Here is an 18,856-nt window from a genome sequence, read left to right on the forward strand (position 1 = left end):
GAATATTAATTACTTACTTGAATTTCTATTGGCACAGTTTCATGTTCAACTTCTCCGTCGTGAATTAATTGGAACACTACTTCACTTTCCCCTTCCTTATCACCGGTTATATGAACATGATCGCCGTGTTCTTCTAGACTGAGTATCTCTTCATTAGCATCTTCAGCATAATCAATCCCTAGTGAATAATGCTCTCCATCCAGTTCAATTTCTTTTTCATTTTCGTCTAGAATGTTGGCACCTAGTGAAAGATTTTCGTTTATAGAAACTTCTGGCAATCCTGAATGCCAGTGCTGATCGTGATGGTAATCCACAACTTCATCAGAATCTCGATCAATAATGTTGAATGTGAGACCAGTATCAGAATGTTCAGTCCCTTCTTTTGTAGGCTCGCTTTCTTCACAACCACTAAAAACCATTACTCCAATTAATAACATGAGCGCGAAAGTAACCCCTTTTCTAAACATAAAATAGCCCTCCTTTAAAATTCAGTCTACAAAATGCTGTTTACAGCACTTGTTGAGTTTTTAATTTCAAGAGACTTTCCAATTTCCTTTAAATAACTTCTAAGGTTAAGACATAATAAATTTAGATGCCTCTTCGATTGTTCGTGGATTAAATTTACTATGTTTAAATAACCTTGCTAGCGTTGGAAGGGGTAACCCTGATTTTTGCATGAGTTCTTCATCACGCAAAATACTAACCGGCCCCGAATCCAAAACTCGCCCTTCTTTCATAATAATTACTTCGTCAGCCCAAGCGTAAGTTAGGTCAACATCATGGGTACTATAAATAAGTGTTGTTCCTTGTTCTTTTAAATCGTCTAATATTGTTCTTAATTGCTTTGAAATGCTTGGATCTAAGCCGGAAAAAGGTTCGTCACAAGCTAAGATTTGAGGGTTCATTGCCAATAATCCAGCAATGGCTGCTCTTTTTTTCTGACCTAGGCTCAAATTATATGGTGGTCTATTCGATATTTCCTCAATACCGACTTTTTTCATAGCCATTTCCACTTCCTTGTTCACTTCTTGTTGATCTAGTTTAAGGTTTCGAGGGCCAAAAGCTATATCACCGTATACAGTAGTCGAGAAAAGTTGATTATCAGGATTATCAAAAAGTAACCCAACAATTTGACGGATTTTATGGAGATTTTTTTTGTTTACAAAATGGTCTAGAACCTTTAAAGTGCCGTCTTCATTTAATAGTGTTCCGTTTAGATGGTATATGAGTGTGGTCTTACCGCTCCCGTTGGTTCCTAAAATGGCTGTTTTTTTCTGCTTCTTTATTTTTAGATTTATTTTAGTTAACGCAGGAGTCTTGTTAGGGTATATGTAGTTGAGATCATTTATTTCTACTGCTAAGTCCATTAAAACACCACCTTGTCTACAATCATCAGAAAAAGGATAAAACCAATTGGTAAAAGTGATTTAAATATATCGTTTATCTTTACTGGCTGGGGAACATTTATCAGAATATTACCATGAAAACCCCGCGCAGACATAGCTTGATATACGGTTTCTGAATGGTTGATAGCTTTGATAAAAATCCCACCTGTTAATTCACCAAAAATTTTTAAAGAATAACGGTCTAAACGTGCGGTAAAAAGGCGAGATTTCAAAGCCCATAGACTAGTTTGCATTTCCTTGATAAATAAGAATCCATAACGGTAGGCCAAATAAATTATTGTGGTTATTGCTGATGGAACTTTAAGATGTTCTAGGGCTTCAAGCATTTCTTCAATGGGTTGGTTAGCAAAGATAAACAAGGTAAAAGTCATAGCGGTAAACGCTTTTAGAGATATTTTTGCTGCAAATTCAACTCGGTCAATTGAGGGTGATAGTCCTGATCCAAAAATTAGGGGCAAACTCATTAGAGCTAAAAAAGGAATCACTACAGATAGCTTTTTAATCAGTTTTTTCCATGAGAGGCCAGAACAAAGAGTGAAAAATATTGAAAAAAACAAGGCAGCCAATAATAGTGAAATGTTGTTTAAGCTGATAGTTCCGAAAATAAATATGGTTCCGGTTACCAATTTGGTTCTCGGTTCCCAGAATTGAAAGGTATTAATATAATTACCCATAGATGTCCCTCACTTCTTAACATGCTTTTCTTGCTGTTACCTTTTCACCTCCTCACATAAACTTAATCATCGGGTGACAGAGCTTATTAGTTAAGCTGTTAAAGTCATGAAAAGTAATTGATGTAGATAAGAAAACCGGCCTTCGTAACAAAGAAGCCGGAATAATTAACCATAAAAATATCGTGGTGATTTCCGCGATATTTATGTGCACCCCAGCCCTTTCACCCGAAGGAGAATGCAGCTAAAATAACAGGCAGGTCTCCTGACTCACAGTTATCATCTTCCCCTCCTTCCCAGCTTTTCGCTAGTGGATTAATAGGGTTGACTCGTGCTCACAGTGACGGGATCGTACCGGATTTTAACCGGTTTCCCTTTTAAGCCTTGTTACAGGCACCTGTTATTTATTGTTATTTAGTTTTATTTAGTACCTTTTTTATTGTTTTTTATCTTATTAGTTAGTAGTTCTATTAAAAATAAAAACTTCCTCACAAGGAGGAAGTAACTGTAAGTAACTGATATTATGATATACGAATCATTCAAGCATACGAACAGTTTACCTCCCTATCACTCGTAGCTCAAAGGTAAACTAAAATTAGGCAAGTGTCCTGGCTTAGGTTCATTGATTATTTTCGCCTTCCCAGAGTAAATACTCCAGTGGCATTAGTTGAAAATAATCTCCCCATCACAGTGGCGGGACCGCGTCGGATTTTCACCGAACTTCCGATTTAACCTTATTAACTATTAATAAGGACCTAATTTTTCATATTAAATTTTACTAATTATTCACTATGATTCCTGATACTGGTTTCTATAATTTATGCACTTATTCCTTCTACAAATGATAAAAAATTTAGCTGTTAGGTAATCAATCACATGTTTTTGAAGTTTCCTCGTTGAAAAATTGTTACCATACAAGGAATCACATACGTAAGTGATTCCTTTTTGATTCATAAACCTGATAACTATTTCTAGATATCTTCAATCATTTATCTCTAGTTATATGACTTTAATACCTGGAATTATGTCTTTATATCGTGGGCTTCAAAGAGTAGAAATTGGCGAAAACAAAGTTATAGATAGAGATAAGCGTTAGGAATGGGAAGCTATAACTGAATACAGTTGGAAGGGACCTATTAAAAAAAGAAATAAAGAAATATATACTTTAGTCTTAAAAGGTATCCCTGATACAAAAGGTATTTTTAAGCATGACAGTCCAATTAGAAAGGAAATTTCCTTAGATTTTAATGATGTAGATAAGGTTGATCAATTACTTAATAGTAGATTAAGTAATAGTTGAGTGTTGATTTAGTAAAAAAATTATTAAGCGGTAGTATAAAACCACCGCTTAATATCATTGGGTGGATTTTTATTGTAAGTACCGTCTTAGTACTATTTTAATTAAATTGTTCCTGTATTTTTCTAATCCTCTCTTGATGTTCTGGCTTCGAATAATTATCAAATATATTTACCATTTTTTCAATAGTTGAATTTTTGACCTTTACTTCTACAGGCTCTCTATGGGTTTTATAACTTGCATCAATTTCTCCTATTGTTCCAAATAATTTTTTACTATTTTTAATAGTTTTATGTTCCTCTTCTGATAAAGTTAAACCTTCAGTGATTAACATATCTTCTGTTTTTTCATACACCATATCTATTGTTTCAAACATAACATATATAAAGTCACTAAAATTATCATCATCAATATAATCTTTATCCATTGTATAAACTCTGCTTTTTATCTCATTCATATCCTCAAGGGTAATTCTCCAATGCTTAGCTTTATCCTCTACACTTTTGTTGTCCGATAAAAAAACGTGCAAGTGAGAATCATTTATAGCGCGAGATGTACTTACAATGGACTGGAAATTCTCATAATTAGTTTTTCTTAATTGATCTTCATGATCTTTAGCTCCTGAATAATTTTGAAATATAGAAAATCCTAGTAAGATTATTATTAACAAAATAATATGAGGATACTTAGCTATCTTCTTATATACACTCATATAAAACAAACTCTCCTTATCCATTTATTTCTATTTTGACACGAGTCATAATAAATTTCAATCTAAATCTTACTGAATTTCAGAGTTCTGATGAATCGTATGTGTAATTTATTTGGTATAGGCCTTTTCTCATAACTGATTGTATCAAGGAAACTCATAATCATCTAAATACTAACTTTAACAGAGTCTAAAACAAAGTGGTTTTAAAGTTTTTTGAAATTTTTCACTTGCCTCTTATGGTAAAATATTCAACGGGTGTTCATAGGTATAAACTAATACAATACTATAACAGGCAAGGAGAGATGTTTATGAAAGCTAAACTAAGAATTGGACTAATTTTAGTAGTAGGTTTAATTATTTTAGGTTCTATGTTTTTAATGGAAGAAGACAATGAGCTAACAAAAGAAACAAGTGAAAATGTAAATGGTGAGTTAACGGCACACTTTATAGATGTAGGACAAGGAGATGCAATCTTTTTAGAGACACCTTGTGATAGTCATGTTTTAGTGGATGCAGGTGAAAACTGGGAAGGAGAAACTGTTGTAAACTATATTAAGGATTTGGGTATAAATGAAATTGATAAAGTTGTAGCAAGTCATCCTCATTCTGATCATATAGGTGGTCTAAGTGATGTTTATGAACAATTAGATGTAAATGTAACTTATGGTAGTGGGTACGAACATGATACTGAAACATTTGAAGAATACTATGAATTAGCTACAGAAAATAGTAGGTTTGAAATAGCAACTAAAGGTGATGAGTTAGACATAGATTGTTTAGATGCAAAGTTTTTACATCCACCTGAAAACCATACTGGAGAAGTTCATGATGTTAATTTAGTTTTAAATGTAGATTTTCATGGTAACTCACTGTTACTTACAGGTGATGCAGAGATACCCTCTGAAGAGTTGATGATACAAAATAACTCAGAATATTTATCAAGTGATATTTTAAAAGTTGGTCATCATGGCTCTAGTACTAGTACTGGAGAAGAGTTTTTAAATGAAGTAAGTCCTGAAGTTGCAGTCATTCAGGTTGGTGTAGATAATAGATATGATCACCCTCATCCTGAAGTACTTAAACGTCTTAAAGAAAACAATATAGAGATCTATAGAAATGATGCACAAGGTGATATAGTAATAACTATTGATGAAAATGGCTATAGTACAAATGTTGAGCCCTGGGAAGGTGAGGTTGGAGAAGTAGAAAAACAAATAGATGAGGTAAATTTAAATACTGCTTCAAAAGAAAAGTTACAAGAAATAACTCATATTAGTACTGAAAGGGCAAGAGAGATAAAAGAGTTAAGACCTTTTGATACACTAGAGCAACTTACTGAAATTGATGGTATTGCAGAAGGAATTTTAGAAGAGATACAAAAAGAAAATATTGCGTATGTTGAATAAGGACTTGCTAATAAGCGAGTCCTTTTTGACACGTATATGTCTCACATTTTTTATATCAGGTGGTTAATAATAAAGAAAAGCATGGTCAATTCGGTTAAAAACTCTTCTATTAGTTAAAGATTTCACAATATTAATAAGACCTTGAAAAGAGTGTTAGAGTTATCCTATAAATTTTTTGATGATATTTATAAACACTACTTACTTGACATATGTCAAAAACGTTGCTAGAATATAATTAGCATATGCCAACAACATATGAGGAGGTTGTTACACAAAGTAAGTTACTTACTAACTTTTAAGTTGATAACTAATTAGGATTGAAGAACGAGGTTAAGAGAAAAAATTTCATGGAGGTGAGGTTATGATAGCTATTACTTCTCAGGGTAAAGATTTAGATTCACAAATTAATAGTCGGTTCGGACGCTGTGAATATATTATTTTTTATGATCAAGAAACGAAAGATTATGAGGCTAAAGAAAATCCATCTAGACATGCTGCGGGAGGTGCAGGAATTAGCACGGCACAATTTTTGTCTGACAATAATGTTAAGGTTTTGATCACAGGAAATGTCGGGCCTAAAGCAATGAGGGTTTTAAATGCTGCAGAGATAAAAGTTTTTACTAAAGCTTCTAATACAGTTAAAGAGGCATTGGTTGATTATGAAAAAGGGAAGCTGAAACAAACAGAAGAAGCTACAACAAACTAATGAGGGGGAGTTTACATGAAGATTGCTATTTCAACAGATAAAGGACAGGTAGCATCACATTTTGGGCGTTGTCCCGAATTTACTATTGTAGAAATTAAAAATGGTGAAGTTGTTTCTAAGGAAGCAATATCTAATCCTGGTCACCAGCCTGGATTTTTACCTAAATTTCTTTCTGAAAAAGGTGTTCAATGTATAATTGCTGGTGGAATGGGAGAAAGAGCTAAAAGAATTTTTGATGATAATGGGGTTGGCACCATTGTAGGGATCGAAGGTGAAGTTGATTCAGTTATTAAAAAATATAATGAAGGAAAACTATCAGGAAACGAATCTTATTGTCAACATTGATTTTTTTTAAATGATTATTGGTATATGACAAAAAACACAGAGAAAAATAATTTACGAAAGGGGAAATTGTTAATGCCAAGACTAGATGGATCCGGACCAATAGGGTTTGGACCTAAGACAGGAAGAAAAGCAGGTTATTGTAAAGGTTTCGAAAGAACTGGTTTTATGAACTCATGGATGGAAGGTAGTAGATTCTTGGGCGGGCGAAGACGAGGTTTTAGAAATATGTATTACCAAACAGGGTTACCAAGATGGGCTAGGTCAGGCTACAGTTGTATTCCTAGACCTGCATATTATCAACTAGACCCTGAACCATATGAAGACCAATATAATTCTGAGTACGAAAGAGAGAATCTAAAAAAGGAAGCTAATATGTTGAAAAAACAGCTCGAAGAGATCAATGAGCGTTTAGATGTACTAGAAGAAGAAGATGAAAAATAACAAGTTTTATGCTGGTAGGCTCATAGTCAGCCTACCGGCAATAAAGGAGGTTCATAATGAAGCTTACAATTTCTAGTGGAAAAGGTGGGACTGGAAAAACTTTCATTGCAACTAATCTAAGTTATATTTTAAATCACGAATTAGATCAGAGAGTAACTTATTTAGATTGTGATGTGGAAGAACCAAATGGGCATCTTTTTTTAACTCCTAAAAGGACCAATCAGGAAAACATAACCATTGAGGCTCCAATAGAAATTGACAATGATAAGTGTGTTGGTTGTGGCAAGTGTGCAGAAGTATGTACTTTTAATGCCATGGCTGTGATTAATAATAAAGCTATGTTATTTCCCGAGCTTTGTCATGTTTGTGGAGCCTGTTCTATTGTTTGTCCAAAAGAAGCTATTCAAGAAGGGGAGCGCAATATAGGTAGTCTAATTCAAGGAGAAAGTAAAGGGATTTATATATGGTATGGACTACTTAAACACGGTGAAGGCGGAATGTCGCCTAGATTGATTAAAGAAGTTAAAAAGTATACAGATAATGGAATTAATATATTAGATTCACCGCCTGGAACCTCCTGCTCTGCGGTTGAGACGGTAATTGGTAGTGATCTTTGTGTGCTAATAACAGACTTAACACCATTTGGATTACATGATCTTAAATTATCTGTGGATATGTGTCGCTCGGTTGGAATTGAACCAGTTGTATTGATAAATAGGGGCAATTTAAAAGATCCAGGTGTCAGAAAATATTGTAAAAAAGAAGAGTTAGATATCATAGGTGAAATACCAGATGATAGGAAAATAGCTGAAGCATATTCTAAAGGTGATTTAATTGTAGAAACACTACCCCAGTATAAAAAAGTATTTGTTGAAATTGCAGAAAATCTCATAAAAACAGCTAAACTAGATCGAAAAGTCAAAGCTCAAAGTCAAATAAATCATAATTTTGAAGCCATTAATAATAACAATGTAGAGGAACTTTCTGGTGACAAAGTCCGAGAAGCTAGAATTGAAGAAAATAACACAGGTTTTAATGAACTAGTAGTAGTTAGCGGCAAAGGTGGAACTGGTAAAACTTCTATTACAGCAACCTTAGCAGCTTTAGCAAAAGATACCGTTGTATCTGACTGTGATGTTGATGCTTCTGATTTACATTTAATTTTAGAGCCTAAGTTACAAGAAAAAGGTTTATTTAGCGGTGGTTTTCAAGCTCATATATTAAAGGATCAATGTATTGGCTGTGGAAAATGTTTTCAAGCTTGTCGGTTTGAAGCTATTTATAAGAAATCAACCGGTGAGGGATATAGCTACGAGATTGATGAATTTTCTTGTGAAGGATGTGGAGTTTGTAAACTAGTATGTGATTATGACGCTGTAGAGCTTGAAAAGGCAATCAACGGTGAGTGGTATACGTCTGAAGTTAAATATGGCACTATGGCCCATGCTAAATTAGAAATTGCTGAGGAAAATTCAGGAAAACTAGTTACTTACACACGAGATAAAGCTATGGAGTTAGCGAATAGAAGAGATAAAGATGAAATATTTATTGATGGGTCACCAGGAACAGGGTGCCCTGTTATTGCTTCACTTACAGGGGCTAAATATGCTCTTGTAATCACAGAACCTACTGTTTCTGGGATACATGATATGGAACGTATTATTGACCTTTGTAAGTTCTTTGAAATTTCTCTAGGGGTGATAGTAAATAAATGTGATATCAACCAAGAGATGACTGAAAAAATTAAACAGCGAGTTTATAACCTAAATGTAGATTTTTTAGGTTCACTGCCATATGATGAAACTGTAACAGAAGCGCAAATTGAGGGTCAATCTATTTTAGAATATGCACCAAATTCTGAAGTAGCCATTAAAATGAAAGAGTGTTTTGATAAACTGAAGGAAAGAATGTATGGTTAACGGTAATAATTGGGTTAGTATTATCTAGAAGGTTTGGATACTGAATAAGATAATTTAATTATAAAATATAAGAGCCTTGTTTTAATACAAGGCTCACTTTTCTTGATAAATAAACATGCGTTTTTTTTAGATAAAACTGTGTCTTGTTTCTGTTATTTACTGAGACTTAAAAATATTGTCAATGTTCTTTGAAATGTCACCTAAAAAAGCCTTTTAACATCATTATTGACCCAAGGATTGTGCCTGTAGCATCAGACACCGTGCAGATACATGAAAATCCAGTTCCGAACTAAGCAAAAGGAGAAGTATCTATCTGTCCTAAAAGCCCATCTTTTCTTTTCGAATAACAAAACTAGAACCTAGATCTTGAATTCTTTTCTTTAATCGTGTGATTTGTCTTTCACTAATGTTTGAAACCAGGGTTGCTTCCTTAATAGTCATATTACCTTCAATAGTTTGATTAGGTCATTTGATATGTCACCTTTTTAGTTATAGCAGAACGTTTTTAGGGTGACAATATCACAGAACAATTACACTGACACTTAAAAATATTTGACATAAAATAATATATAATTTATGCTTAACTAACATATGACAATAATATCTTTCTTTATGTGGGCTAATTAGACAGGAGGGATTAAATGCCAAGACGTCAAAGAAAGCGAAAAGTAGAACATATACCAGAGGTTACTTATTTTAAACCTGCTGGAATTCCGACTTGTGAATTAGAGGAGGAAGTGTTAACAATTGATGAGATGGAAGCAATTCGGCTAAAGGATATTGAAGGACTTGATCAACAAGAGGCTGCTGAAAGTATGGGAGTAGCTAGATCCACTTATCAATTAATCTTGCATAAAGCTAGGGGGAAAGTAGCTAAAGCTTTAGTGATAGGAAAAGCCATCCGTGTTCAAGGTGGGTCTTATCAAGTTAAAAATGTTAGAGGGTGTCATAGAAATCGTGGGAAAGGTGACATGCCGTTTAACGATTGAGATTAAAGTAAATTCACGTTAATCTCAACAGATCTGATTCTAAATCCTCTTTTGAGGGTTGGTGTAGGGAGTTGAGGGTTATGAATGATTCATCAGTTCTTGAAAAAATAAAGTCTCGTTTTTCAAATTATAAATTAACACCTCAAAGAGAAGCAATATTAGAAATTTTTCTAGAGAATCCTGATTGGCATTTAAGTGCAAAAGAGATATTAAATTTAGTTTCAAAAAAATATCCTAATATCGGGATTGCAACAGTTTATCGAAGTCTTAAAATATTAGAAGAGTTAGGTATTATACAAGAAATTAATTTTGAAGAGGACCAAAATAGATATGAATTAACTATTTCTCAACAAGAACATCATCATTTACTATGTTTGAAATGCCAAAGTATTATAGAAATACGATATGATTTATTAGAAAATTTGAAAGATAGTATATTAAATGAACATAATTTTGAAGTAAAAGATTTAAAACTACAATTTCACGGTTATTGTTCAAAGTGCAGTGATTAAAGCTTAATTAAGTTAGGAGTGGTAAGTGTTGATCAAGATACCATTTTTCAAAAACTTAAAGAATTTTTACAAGAAATAGCACAAAAACATAACTTGTACGATGAACAGATCACCTTAAATTATTACAAGCTGAACTAAAAGGAGCTATTGGTCAAGCCTTTACCGATAGCCCAGGATCATTTCAAGGTACTGTACAGGACTTTCTAAATATACCATTAGATACTAATTTTCGCTAAAGCGGCTTTTATTGCAGTACTGAACGCTGTCACTAGTTATTGAGGAATTACTAATAAAACCATCCGTTGTAAAGATAATGAACCAAATGAATGTGGTCAAAAACTCGTAGAATATTTACAAGCAAATTTTGATGATCCAAAAATTGCGTTGATAGGGTTACAACCAGCACTGCTCGATTATTTAAGAAGAAATTTTAAGGTTCGAGTAGTAGATATGAACCCTCAAAATATTAGAACAGAAAAGTATGGTGTTATTATTGAAGATGCTAAAACGAAAACAGAAGAGCTAAAAGAATGGAGCTGTATTATTAGTGACCGGAAGTAACCTCGCTAATGGAAAGATTTGTAATTTTCTAGATCTTGATAAACAAGTTATTTTTTATGGAACCACTGTTGCTGGTACAGCTGAAATTCTAAATATCAATAGATTCTGTGAATATGTTAAGTAGATTTGGCTAAAGGAACCTTCACTCTTAAGAGTTGAAGGTTCCTTTTTAAAGATTATAAATCTTTAACTATCTCTAATAATCTTTCTACATCTGATTGGGTATTGTAAGGTGCTAGTCCTATTCTTACAAGACCTCCTACTTGTTCTAACCCTAGACGTTCAATAGTTTTTAAGGCGTAAAAATGACCACTTGTAGCAAAAATATCTTTATCTGCTAAAGCTTTCACTACATCATGGGAATTGTAGCCGTCTACAGTAAAGGATATTGTAGAAGTTTTAGGTATTTCTTTTGGTGGTATGTATAGATTTACTTTATCAATCTGAGATAATTCTTCTGTTAAGAACTTTTTTAACGAAGATTCATGTACTTCGATTACGTCCATACCAGCTATTATCTGTTCTCGTTCTAAAGATGTTTTATCTTTTTGGTTTGAAAACTTACTTCCTAGATCAGCTATAAAATTGATGGCCTCTTTAGCTCCTGCAATCCCCTCTAGATTCGGTACTCCAGTTTCTAGCTTATAGGGGATACTGTCTTTTTGTGGTATTAACTTATAAGGTCTTAACTTTTCAAAAATTTCTTTTTTACCATAGAGGACACCTAAATGTGGACCGAAGAATTTGTATACTGAACATAATAAAAAGTCTACATTTAAATTTTTCACATCAATAACTCCGTGAGCTGCATAGTGTACTGCATCGATTACTGTAACTCCACCTACTTTATGGACCATATCAATCATAGTTTTTACATCTGAAATAGTTCCTAAAGTATTCGCAGCATAATTGAAAGCAGCAATTTTTGTTTTTTCTGATACTTTATTTTTAAAGTCTTCCATGTCTAAAGCTTTTTTATCTGGATCAAATTTTACTTCTTTAATCTTTGCTCCTTGTTCTTCTAAAGCTTGCCACGGCCCTCTGTTTGCTTCATGGTCAATCTCTGTGATTATTATCTCATCACCTTTTTGTATCTCTCTTCCAAGAGAAAATGCTAATTTGTACATTAAACTGGTTGCATTTTGACCAAATGCTATTTCTTCAGGATTAGCCCCTACAAAATTTGCAATGGTCTCTCTAGATTTCCAAATAACCTTATCTGACTCTACAGCTGTTTTAAATGGACCCATGCCAGGAATTGCATTTGTGTTTTTTAAGAAGTATGACATAGCATCAATAACTCTTTGTGGTACTTCTGTTCCACCAGGGCCATCAAAAAAAGCTGGGGCCTTTTCGTAAACCTCTGAGTTTAAAGAGGGAAACTGGTTTCTAACATACTCTACATTGTAATTCATAGGTTAGACTCCTTTCGTAAATCAAATATACTCTTTATCTAATTCTATTAACAATACTTGTTAGAAAGAAGGCTAGTTAAGATAAACTTTCAGTAGCTTTTTTAGCCCATTTAGAGTCCTCGAGTATCGCTCTACCTATCCCGATTAGATCAGCTTTTTCTTCATTAATTAGCTTTTCAGCTGCTTTAGGTTCCGTAATTCCACCTGTTAGGATAACTGGAATTGAGACTACTTCTTTAAGAGATTCTGTCAGTGGTGCAAAAAAACCTTGCCCCTCAAGGCCAGGTACTACATATCCACAGTGACCTCCTGAAATATCAAGAATATCTACTCCTACTTTTTCAAATTCTCTAGCAGCTATTTTACTATCTTCAAGAGTAGTCCCACCATCCATGTAATCTGAAGCTCCGAGTCTTAAAAGGATTGGAAAGTCATCACCCACTTCTTTTTTAACTGCTTCGATTATTTCAAGGTGAATTCGAATTCTATTATGTATATCTCCACCATATTTATCTGTCCTTTTGTTAGTAATTGGTGAGTAGAATTGATTAAGAAGATAACCATGAGCAGAATGAATTTCAACACCATCAAAATTAGTTTCTTTAGTTCTTCTAGCAGCATTTTTAAAAGCTTCGATAATGCCTTGAATTTCTTTTTCAGTTAGCTCTTTGGGTAGATTACCTTTTCGTGGTTTTTTAACTGCTGATGGTCCTACAGGTTTTGTTCCGATAACCTCATCAGAAGCAGCACTTCCGGCATGGTTGATCTGCATCACTGCTTTTGAGCCGTTATTTTTGATAGTATTTGCTAATTGTTTTAAGCCTTCTAATTTTTCATCGTCCGCTATAGAAACTTGATATTCGCTAGCTTTACCTTCAAGAGAGATAAAGCTATGTTCGACAATTATTAAAGAAATATATCCTCCACTTGATTTTTCTAAATAATAGTCAAGAATAGACTGATTAATAGTTCCGTCAGCTTCAGCTTTTGCTGTAGCCATAGGTGGCATAACTAGCCGATTCTTTAAAGTAAGTGGACCAGCTTCTAGTGATTTTAGTAAATATGACATAAGAAACCTCCTATATAGTACTTAAAGCATGTATTCTATTAAAAATTTGCTGATCCTGCAACTAAAGAGCACGTACCGAAAGTTACTTACAACTGATAAAATGAAGAGATTCGTTTGAAAGAAACAGGATGTAGCATATGGGTAGTTAGAACTAATTATTAATTTAATATATTCTATTTTAAACCGTTCAAATGAGGGTGAGTTATTCGTCTATTTAGGATTAAAAAAATATCTCCTAATTAAATAAAGTTAAGAGACGTTCTTTAGTCCTAATTGTGTGGAATTTGTGAAAATTTGTTGAAATTTTGCGTATTTTGGACTATACTGTTGTCAGAAAAAGTTTCCTTTTATGTTAAAAGTTATATATGGATTTTTTGTGCAATTATATTTTTGACTAACTAACAGTACATCAATCTTCATTTTCTTTTGTTACTACCTTCACTTGCGGATAAAGTTTGGATTTTGAGAGAACTGGCTATTAACCATTAATAAGTGAACCTAAGAAACTCTAGTTGTGCACAAGGAGGTGACTGCTAAGGATTTCTTGATCTATAAATATAAAACTAAAATTAGTAGGGGGGTAGGAAATGAAAAATTCTTTAAAAGGAAAAATTGTAGGACTAATAGTAGTTCTTTTGGTGGTAGCAGTTTGTATTGTAACATTTTCGAATTATTATTTTACTCTTGATTTAGAAGAACAGAATATTGAAGATGAACATATGTTTTATGCTAACTCAGTATCGGATACAGTTTCTAATTTTATTGAAAAAGCCTATACAATAACTGACAATATACAAGCTTCTAAAAACATATATGAGTTTCAACCAGAAGAGCAGAGAGAGTTTTTAGAAGAAAGAATTGAAGAATATCCATTTTTTGATCTGTTTTATGTTCAAGGAACAGACGGTATGCAAACAGCAAGATCCTCTGGGGAGAATGGAGATCGCTCAAATAGATGGTGGTTTAAACAAGCAATGGAAGAGCGTGAACCTTTTGTGGGTAAATCATATTATTCAGTATCTACTAATACACCAGTAACTCCTGTGATCATACCTATATATGATGAAGAAAACCAACTAGTAGGTATTATGGGTTCAGACATTACGTTAGATGAAGTACAAAATATGATAGACGATTATGCTTCAGATGATAAGTATGCTATGGTCGTTGATGGAGAAGGAACAATAGTAGCACATCCAGATAGAAACTATGTATCAGAACTATATAATTTAATAGATTACGAAAAAACAGTAGTAGTATATGACGAGAATGATGACCCAGTTTTAGATTCAGATGGTAATCATAAAACAGAAACTCAAGATATTGACTTAGAACCTGAATATCAAGATATAACATTGGAAGTATTAGAAGGAAATGTGGGTGCTACTAGCTTTACGGATAACGATGGAAATGACTTATTAATAACGTATTCTGACATTGAATTACCTGGGTCATCTGATAATTGGGGTGTAATAGCTGTTCAGGATGAGGGTGCAGCTTTAAGTAATTTCGTAGAGTCTACATATAAAAGTTTGATAGTAGCTTTTGTAATGCTAATTATAGCAATTTTATGTGGTTTATGGATGTCAAGTAGAATTACAAAACCTCTTATAACTCTTAAGGAAGTTGTTGCAGAAGGAGCTAAAGGAAAGTTAAATGTTAGTTCTAATATATCTTCTAATGATGAAATAGGGGAACTATCAAAGATGATAGACACTATGTTTCAACAAATAGGTACTTTAATAAAAAATATAAGTGACGTGGGTGAAGATGTTCTATCATCATCAGAACAACTGTCTTCAACAACAGAAGAGTCGGCAAAGGCAACAGATGAAGTATCAAAAACTATAGAAGACATTGCTAAAAGTTCTAGTGACCAAGCAAAGGATACAGAAAAGGGAGTAGAACATGTTAATGAATTAAGTAATATAATAGAAAATGATCAAGAAAATGTTAAAGATATGAACACTTCTATTAGTGAGGTTAGTAAACTTAAGGATGAAGGTACTGAGATACTAGATCAACTAGTCGAACAAACAAATAATAATAATAAATCCGTACAAGAAGTTCACAAAACTATTACAGAAACTAATGAAAGTACAACAAAAATAGAAAATGCTAGCCAAATGATTAAAAGTATTTCAGAACAAACAAATTTATTGGCACTTAATGCAGCTATAGAAGCAGCTAGAGCTGGAGAAAAAGGCAAGGGTTTTGCAGTAGTGGCAGAAGAAATACGAAAATTAGCAGAACAATCTAATCAATTCACAGACGAAATATATAATATTATTTCTGAACTAGTTAATAAAACAGAACATGCTGTTAATAGTATGCAAGAAACTAGTGAAAATGTGAAGCTACAAACAGAAAGTGTAGAATTAATTCATGATAAGTTCAAAGGTATTGCTAGTGCTATTGAAAAAATGAACGAAGTAATTGAAAACATTAATAATTCAGGGAAAGTAGTGGATTCTAAAAAAGATGAACTTATAAGTATTATAGAAAATCTTTCTGCAATATCAGAAGAAAATGCTGCTGGAACACAGGAAGCTTCTGCTTCAGTTGAAGAACAAAATGCCTCATTTGAAGAAATAGCACGAGCTAGTGAACGACTAGCAGAAATAGCTAAGGAATTACAAGAGAGTGTTGAAAAATTTGAGTATTAAATAAAGCAAGTAACAAAAATTATTAGTAATTAGGATATAATCTTTCAAATAAACGGTGTAAACCTCCTAAAATGAAGAACTAAAAAGACGTGCTATGAATAGTCAAGTATTATTTTTTCAAAGATCAGTGAATTTATTTGACTATGAAGTCGAAATTGATTTTATTGTACAAGGAGGTCTGTACATTTAGTTTAACTCGGATAGTGTTTTAAAGACTATTTTACGGGGGGAAGACTAAAATGTGCAAAATTAAAGCAGTGATTTTCGATATGGATGGTGTAATTATCGATAGTGAACCTATACATATAGAAATTGAAAAAAAATTAATCAAAAAAATGGGGATAGAACTTGATAGTAAGCAACATGAAAGTTATATTGGTATGACAATGGAAGCTTTATGGGAACAGATTAGAAGTGATTTTAAGCTTAATTACTCTGTAGAGGAATTAGTTGAGAATCATAAAAAAGAAGTATATAATTATTTGGCTTCTTCTGCTTTGCCATTATTTCCTAACATAAAAAACCTTATATTAGAATCAAAGCAGAATAATTTAGAGACAGCAGTAGCTTCTTCATCACCTAAAAAAATAATTGAGCTTGTTGTAAACAAGTTAGATATTAATTGTTTTTTTGATTATCTTATAAGTGGTGAACAAGTACAAAAAAGTAAACCATACCCGGATATTTTTTTACAAACAGCAAAACAATTAAGAGTTAGTCCAAACCAATGTCTTGTGATTGAAGATTCAAGCAATGGAGTTAAAGCTGCAAAAGCGGCTGAGATGAAGTGTATAGGATTTCAAAACCCAAACTCAGGAAATCAGGACTTGAGTGTTGCAGATTTTATAATAAATTCTAAAGATGAAGTAACATTAAAAGAGATAATAAATATATAAGTTAAAGAATATATTCACTAACTAAAGCAATTAACCGAGTGAAATAGTTTTTTATAAGAGGGGAGATGAGCATATCTTCCCTCTTATTACTACTTTTATCTATAGCTTCTATATTCACTTATAGGTTGAACTCTTGCAATAAATATCTGATCTCTAATTACAGTATTAGGGCTTTCATCCCACGCTTTCAATCGTGGGATGAAAGCCTATTTTTTTAATAAAATAAAGTTGTACTATAAATCAAAAACATATACAATTAAATCATATGAAACAAGAATATAGAAGAACTAAAACACCGTATCTTTAATTAACTATCATTTTGTTTTCTGCCCAAGATACCGAAGAAAGATATTTTCTAATTAAAAGGTAGAACAGCGTTTTAAAGAAATTGTCCATGAAGTATGTACTGAACAAAAAATTGAAGTACTAGCAATAAATGATACAAGAAGAAAAAGAATTAAAGCGTCGTCAAAAGATGTTCAAGCATCTATGCCAAGTGCAGTAAAAAATCAATCTATTCGTGAAGCAAAAAGTGTCTACCGCAGATCCAAGAAGATAAAAAGAGTACCAGTCTTAAAAAAGCCCGTCTGCATATGGAACAACCAAAACTATAGGATAAAAGAAAACACGGTTGAATTTCCAGTGTACATCAATGGTAAATCAAAACAGAGTGCAGTAAAAGTTATTTTAACAGAGTACCAACAGAATCTATTAAAAAACAAATTAGGGACACTTCGCATCACGAAAAAATCAAATAAATGGATCGCCCAAGTATGTGTAACAGTACCAGAACCCAAACCTAAAGAGACTGATACAGTAATGGGAGTAGATCTAGGATTGAAGGCCCCAGCTGTTTCGGTAATAAGTGGAGTGCTCTAGCCGAGCTGGACACTTAGGAGCGCCCATTTTCTCACTTTTTCATAGGTATTAAATTTTAGATTTAAGCTACTAAAAAATCACATTCTGCTTGATGTTTTTCATATTCCATAGGTGACATATAATCTAAGCTGCTATGTAATCAGCCTTCTTGGGGTGAAATATAAGTAATGTCACCAACCCATTTCTGATTAACTGTCTCTGCACTAAAATCTTGAGTTAGTAAATTTGGAGCAACCGGATAACTGTGATTAGAATTTGTAGTAGCTTTATATCTGGTCTTTAAAACACTAATTAACCCATTCTCATGCATTATACGTCGTACCCTATTGTTGCTGGTCTTGATGCCCTTTTTATTTAATGCTTTTTTTATTCTTCTATGACCATAAGTGCTACTTGATTCATCAAAAATTTCTTTACTATGCTAATACAAGTCCTGATCTATTTTTTTACGATGACTCATGGGAGATTTAAGCCAATCGTAATAAGCGCTCCTACTAACTTCTAGAGTTTGGCACATCTTCTTGACGGGAAATACGGAGCTGTGATCTTTAATAAAAGAATACTTTATCTCTCGCCTCTGCTGAAGATGCCCATAGCCTTTTTTAGGATCTCTACCTCCTGCTTTAATTCTCTCTTTTTTTTCTAAAGCTTTTTGCTTTGCGTCTTCTGGTCTTAGGTTACCTTTGCCAGGAAAGGCATCATTTCCATGGTGGTTATATTGATTTACCCACCTTCTAACTGATGTTGCGCTGACCCCAATTTCTTTTGCTACTTCAGAGGGTTTCTTCCCTAAATCTGTTACTAGTTTCACCATTTCTCTTTTATAATCTTCAGTGAACTTCTTAGGCATTGCTGAACACTTTCTTTCTTGAATTAATTATAGAACCTTTCTCCGTGTCCAGCAAATCGACTACACTCTAGAAGAGTAATGAGCGTAGTAAGTATACACAGAAGATACGGTAGTAG

At 33.2% G+C, this 18,856-nt stretch carries 21 protein-coding genes, 1 pseudogene and 2 riboswitches; of the genes and pseudogenes, 13 read left to right on the top strand and 9 right to left on the bottom strand.

From position 1 onward, the window contains the following. Positions 1–5: 5 nt before the first annotated feature. The 4 genes from CDO51_RS06305 to CDO51_RS06320 form a co-directional block, all read right to left on the bottom strand. On the bottom strand, positions 6–467 hold the full coding sequence (locus CDO51_RS06305) for a hypothetical protein (protein WP_089023452.1): 462 nt from the start codon (positions 465–467) through the stop codon (positions 6–8). Positions 468–572: 105 nt separating this feature from the next. Beyond that, positions 573–1,367, bottom strand: coding sequence for an energy-coupling factor ABC transporter ATP-binding protein (locus CDO51_RS06310; protein WP_089023453.1), 795 nt, complete (start codon positions 1,365–1,367; stop codon positions 573–575). Next, positions 1,367–2,080 carry a cobalt ECF transporter T component CbiQ gene (cbiQ, locus tag CDO51_RS06315; protein WP_089023454.1) on the bottom strand — a complete coding sequence of 238 codons (714 nt, stop codon included), beginning with the start codon at positions 2,078–2,080 and terminating at the stop codon, positions 1,367–1,369. Before cbiQ ends, CDO51_RS06310 begins: the two co-directional genes overlap by 1 nt. A gap of 235 nt (positions 2,081–2,315) precedes the next feature. Next, a riboswitch (cobalamin riboswitch) is annotated at positions 2,316–2,493 on the bottom strand. 165 nt (positions 2,494–2,658) lie between these two features. After that, positions 2,659–2,851, bottom strand: a riboswitch (cobalamin riboswitch). 623 nt (positions 2,852–3,474) lie between these two features. After that, positions 3,475–4,086 carry a hypothetical protein gene (locus CDO51_RS06320; RefSeq protein ID WP_089023455.1) on the bottom strand — a complete coding sequence of 204 codons (612 nt, stop codon included), beginning with the start codon at positions 4,084–4,086 and terminating at the stop codon, positions 3,475–3,477. Between the two features lie 308 nt (positions 4,087–4,394). Here CDO51_RS06320 and CDO51_RS06325 point away from each other — a divergent pair, with 308 nt between their 5' ends. The 5 genes from CDO51_RS06325 (at position 4,395) to CDO51_RS06345 (ending at position 8,903) form a co-directional block, all read left to right on the top strand. Next, positions 4,395–5,492 (top strand): MBL fold metallo-hydrolase, encoded by a 1,098-nt coding sequence (locus CDO51_RS06325; RefSeq protein WP_158212346.1) that lies wholly within the window; start codon positions 4,395–4,397, stop codon positions 5,490–5,492. Between the two features lie 361 nt (positions 5,493–5,853). Beyond that, entirely contained in the window at positions 5,854–6,198 is a 345-nt protein-coding gene (locus CDO51_RS06330) for a NifB/NifX family molybdenum-iron cluster-binding protein (protein ID WP_089023457.1), read from the top strand. Positions 6,199–6,213: 15 nt separating this feature from the next. Beyond that, on the top strand, positions 6,214–6,543 hold the full coding sequence (locus tag CDO51_RS06335; RefSeq protein ID WP_089023458.1) for a NifB/NifX family molybdenum-iron cluster-binding protein: 330 nt from the start codon (positions 6,214–6,216) through the stop codon (positions 6,541–6,543). Positions 6,544–6,615: 72 nt separating this feature from the next. Next, complete coding sequence (locus CDO51_RS06340; protein ID WP_089023459.1) at positions 6,616–6,984, top strand: DUF5320 domain-containing protein; 369 nt, start codon at positions 6,616–6,618, stop codon at positions 6,982–6,984. Positions 6,985–7,040: 56 nt separating this feature from the next. Then, positions 7,041–8,903 carry a nucleotide-binding protein gene (locus CDO51_RS06345; RefSeq protein ID WP_089023460.1) on the top strand — a complete coding sequence of 621 codons (1,863 nt, stop codon included), beginning with the start codon at positions 7,041–7,043 and terminating at the stop codon, positions 8,901–8,903. A 318-nt stretch (positions 8,904–9,221) separates the two neighbouring features. Here the strand turns inward: CDO51_RS06345 and CDO51_RS14930 are convergent, their stop codons facing one another. Further along, positions 9,222–9,344: a hypothetical protein gene (locus tag CDO51_RS14930; RefSeq protein WP_276206996.1), complete on the bottom strand. Its 123-nt coding sequence runs from the start codon at positions 9,342–9,344 to the stop codon at positions 9,222–9,224. A gap of 200 nt (positions 9,345–9,544) precedes the next feature. On the opposite strand from CDO51_RS14930, the gene CDO51_RS06350 reads away from it, so the two are divergent. The 4 genes from CDO51_RS06350 (at position 9,545) to CDO51_RS13765 (ending at position 11,089) form a co-directional block, all read left to right on the top strand. Further along, positions 9,545–9,892 (top strand): DUF134 domain-containing protein, encoded by a 348-nt coding sequence (locus CDO51_RS06350; RefSeq protein WP_089023461.1) that lies wholly within the window; start codon positions 9,545–9,547, stop codon positions 9,890–9,892. A gap of 80 nt (positions 9,893–9,972) precedes the next feature. After that, a complete protein-coding gene (locus CDO51_RS06355; RefSeq protein ID WP_089023462.1) occupies positions 9,973–10,404 on the top strand; it encodes a Fur family transcriptional regulator in 432 nt (143 codons plus the stop codon). A gap of 384 nt (positions 10,405–10,788) precedes the next feature. Beyond that, complete coding sequence (locus CDO51_RS13760) at positions 10,789–10,965, top strand: hypothetical protein (protein WP_158212347.1); 177 nt, start codon at positions 10,789–10,791, stop codon at positions 10,963–10,965. After that, positions 10,952–11,089 (top strand): hypothetical protein, encoded by a 138-nt coding sequence (locus CDO51_RS13765; protein WP_158212348.1) that lies wholly within the window; start codon positions 10,952–10,954, stop codon positions 11,087–11,089. The genes CDO51_RS13760 and CDO51_RS13765 overlap by 14 nt, the downstream gene beginning before the upstream one ends. A 52-nt stretch (positions 11,090–11,141) precedes the next feature. Here the strand turns inward: CDO51_RS13765 and CDO51_RS06360 are convergent, their stop codons facing one another. Then, positions 11,142–12,380, bottom strand: coding sequence for a cysteine desulfurase-like protein (locus CDO51_RS06360; RefSeq protein WP_089023463.1), 1,239 nt, complete (start codon positions 12,378–12,380; stop codon positions 11,142–11,144). 76 nt (positions 12,381–12,456) lie between these two features. After that, positions 12,457–13,449 (bottom strand): oxidoreductase, encoded by a 993-nt coding sequence (locus CDO51_RS06365; protein ID WP_089023464.1) that lies wholly within the window; start codon positions 13,447–13,449, stop codon positions 12,457–12,459. A 587-nt stretch (positions 13,450–14,036) separates the two neighbouring features. Between CDO51_RS06365 and CDO51_RS06370 the strand changes: the two genes are divergently transcribed. The 4 genes and pseudogenes from CDO51_RS06370 (at position 14,037) to CDO51_RS06380 (ending at position 17,890) form a co-directional block, all read left to right on the top strand. Then, positions 14,037–16,115 (top strand): methyl-accepting chemotaxis protein, encoded by a 2,079-nt coding sequence (locus CDO51_RS06370; RefSeq protein ID WP_089023465.1) that lies wholly within the window; start codon positions 14,037–14,039, stop codon positions 16,113–16,115. Positions 16,116–16,354: 239 nt separating this feature from the next. Then, positions 16,355–17,011, top strand: a complete 657-nt coding sequence (locus tag CDO51_RS06375; RefSeq protein ID WP_089023466.1) for an HAD family hydrolase — start codon at positions 16,355–16,357, stop codon at positions 17,009–17,011. A 265-nt stretch (positions 17,012–17,276) separates the two neighbouring features. Then, positions 17,277–17,446: pseudogene (locus tag CDO51_RS14620) on the top strand (transposase); the annotation flags it as partial. Between the two features lie 54 nt (positions 17,447–17,500). Continuing rightward, positions 17,501–17,890 (top strand): hypothetical protein, encoded by a 390-nt coding sequence (locus CDO51_RS06380; protein WP_089023467.1) that lies wholly within the window; start codon positions 17,501–17,503, stop codon positions 17,888–17,890. A 139-nt stretch (positions 17,891–18,029) separates the two neighbouring features. Here the strand turns inward: CDO51_RS06380 and CDO51_RS14935 are convergent, their stop codons facing one another. Both CDO51_RS14935 and CDO51_RS06390 read right to left on the bottom strand, forming a co-directional pair. Then, positions 18,030–18,299, bottom strand: a complete 270-nt coding sequence (locus CDO51_RS14935) for an IS3 family transposase (RefSeq protein WP_089023468.1) — start codon at positions 18,297–18,299, stop codon at positions 18,030–18,032. Between the two features lie 12 nt (positions 18,300–18,311). Then, positions 18,312–18,740 (bottom strand): transposase, encoded by a 429-nt coding sequence (locus CDO51_RS06390; RefSeq protein ID WP_089023469.1) that lies wholly within the window; start codon positions 18,738–18,740, stop codon positions 18,312–18,314. Positions 18,741–18,856 lie beyond the last annotated feature (116 nt).

Source organism: Natranaerobius trueperi (assembly GCF_002216005.1).
Taxonomy (GTDB): domain Bacteria; phylum Bacillota; class Natranaerobiia; order Natranaerobiales; family Natranaerobiaceae; genus Natranaerobius_A; species Natranaerobius_A trueperi.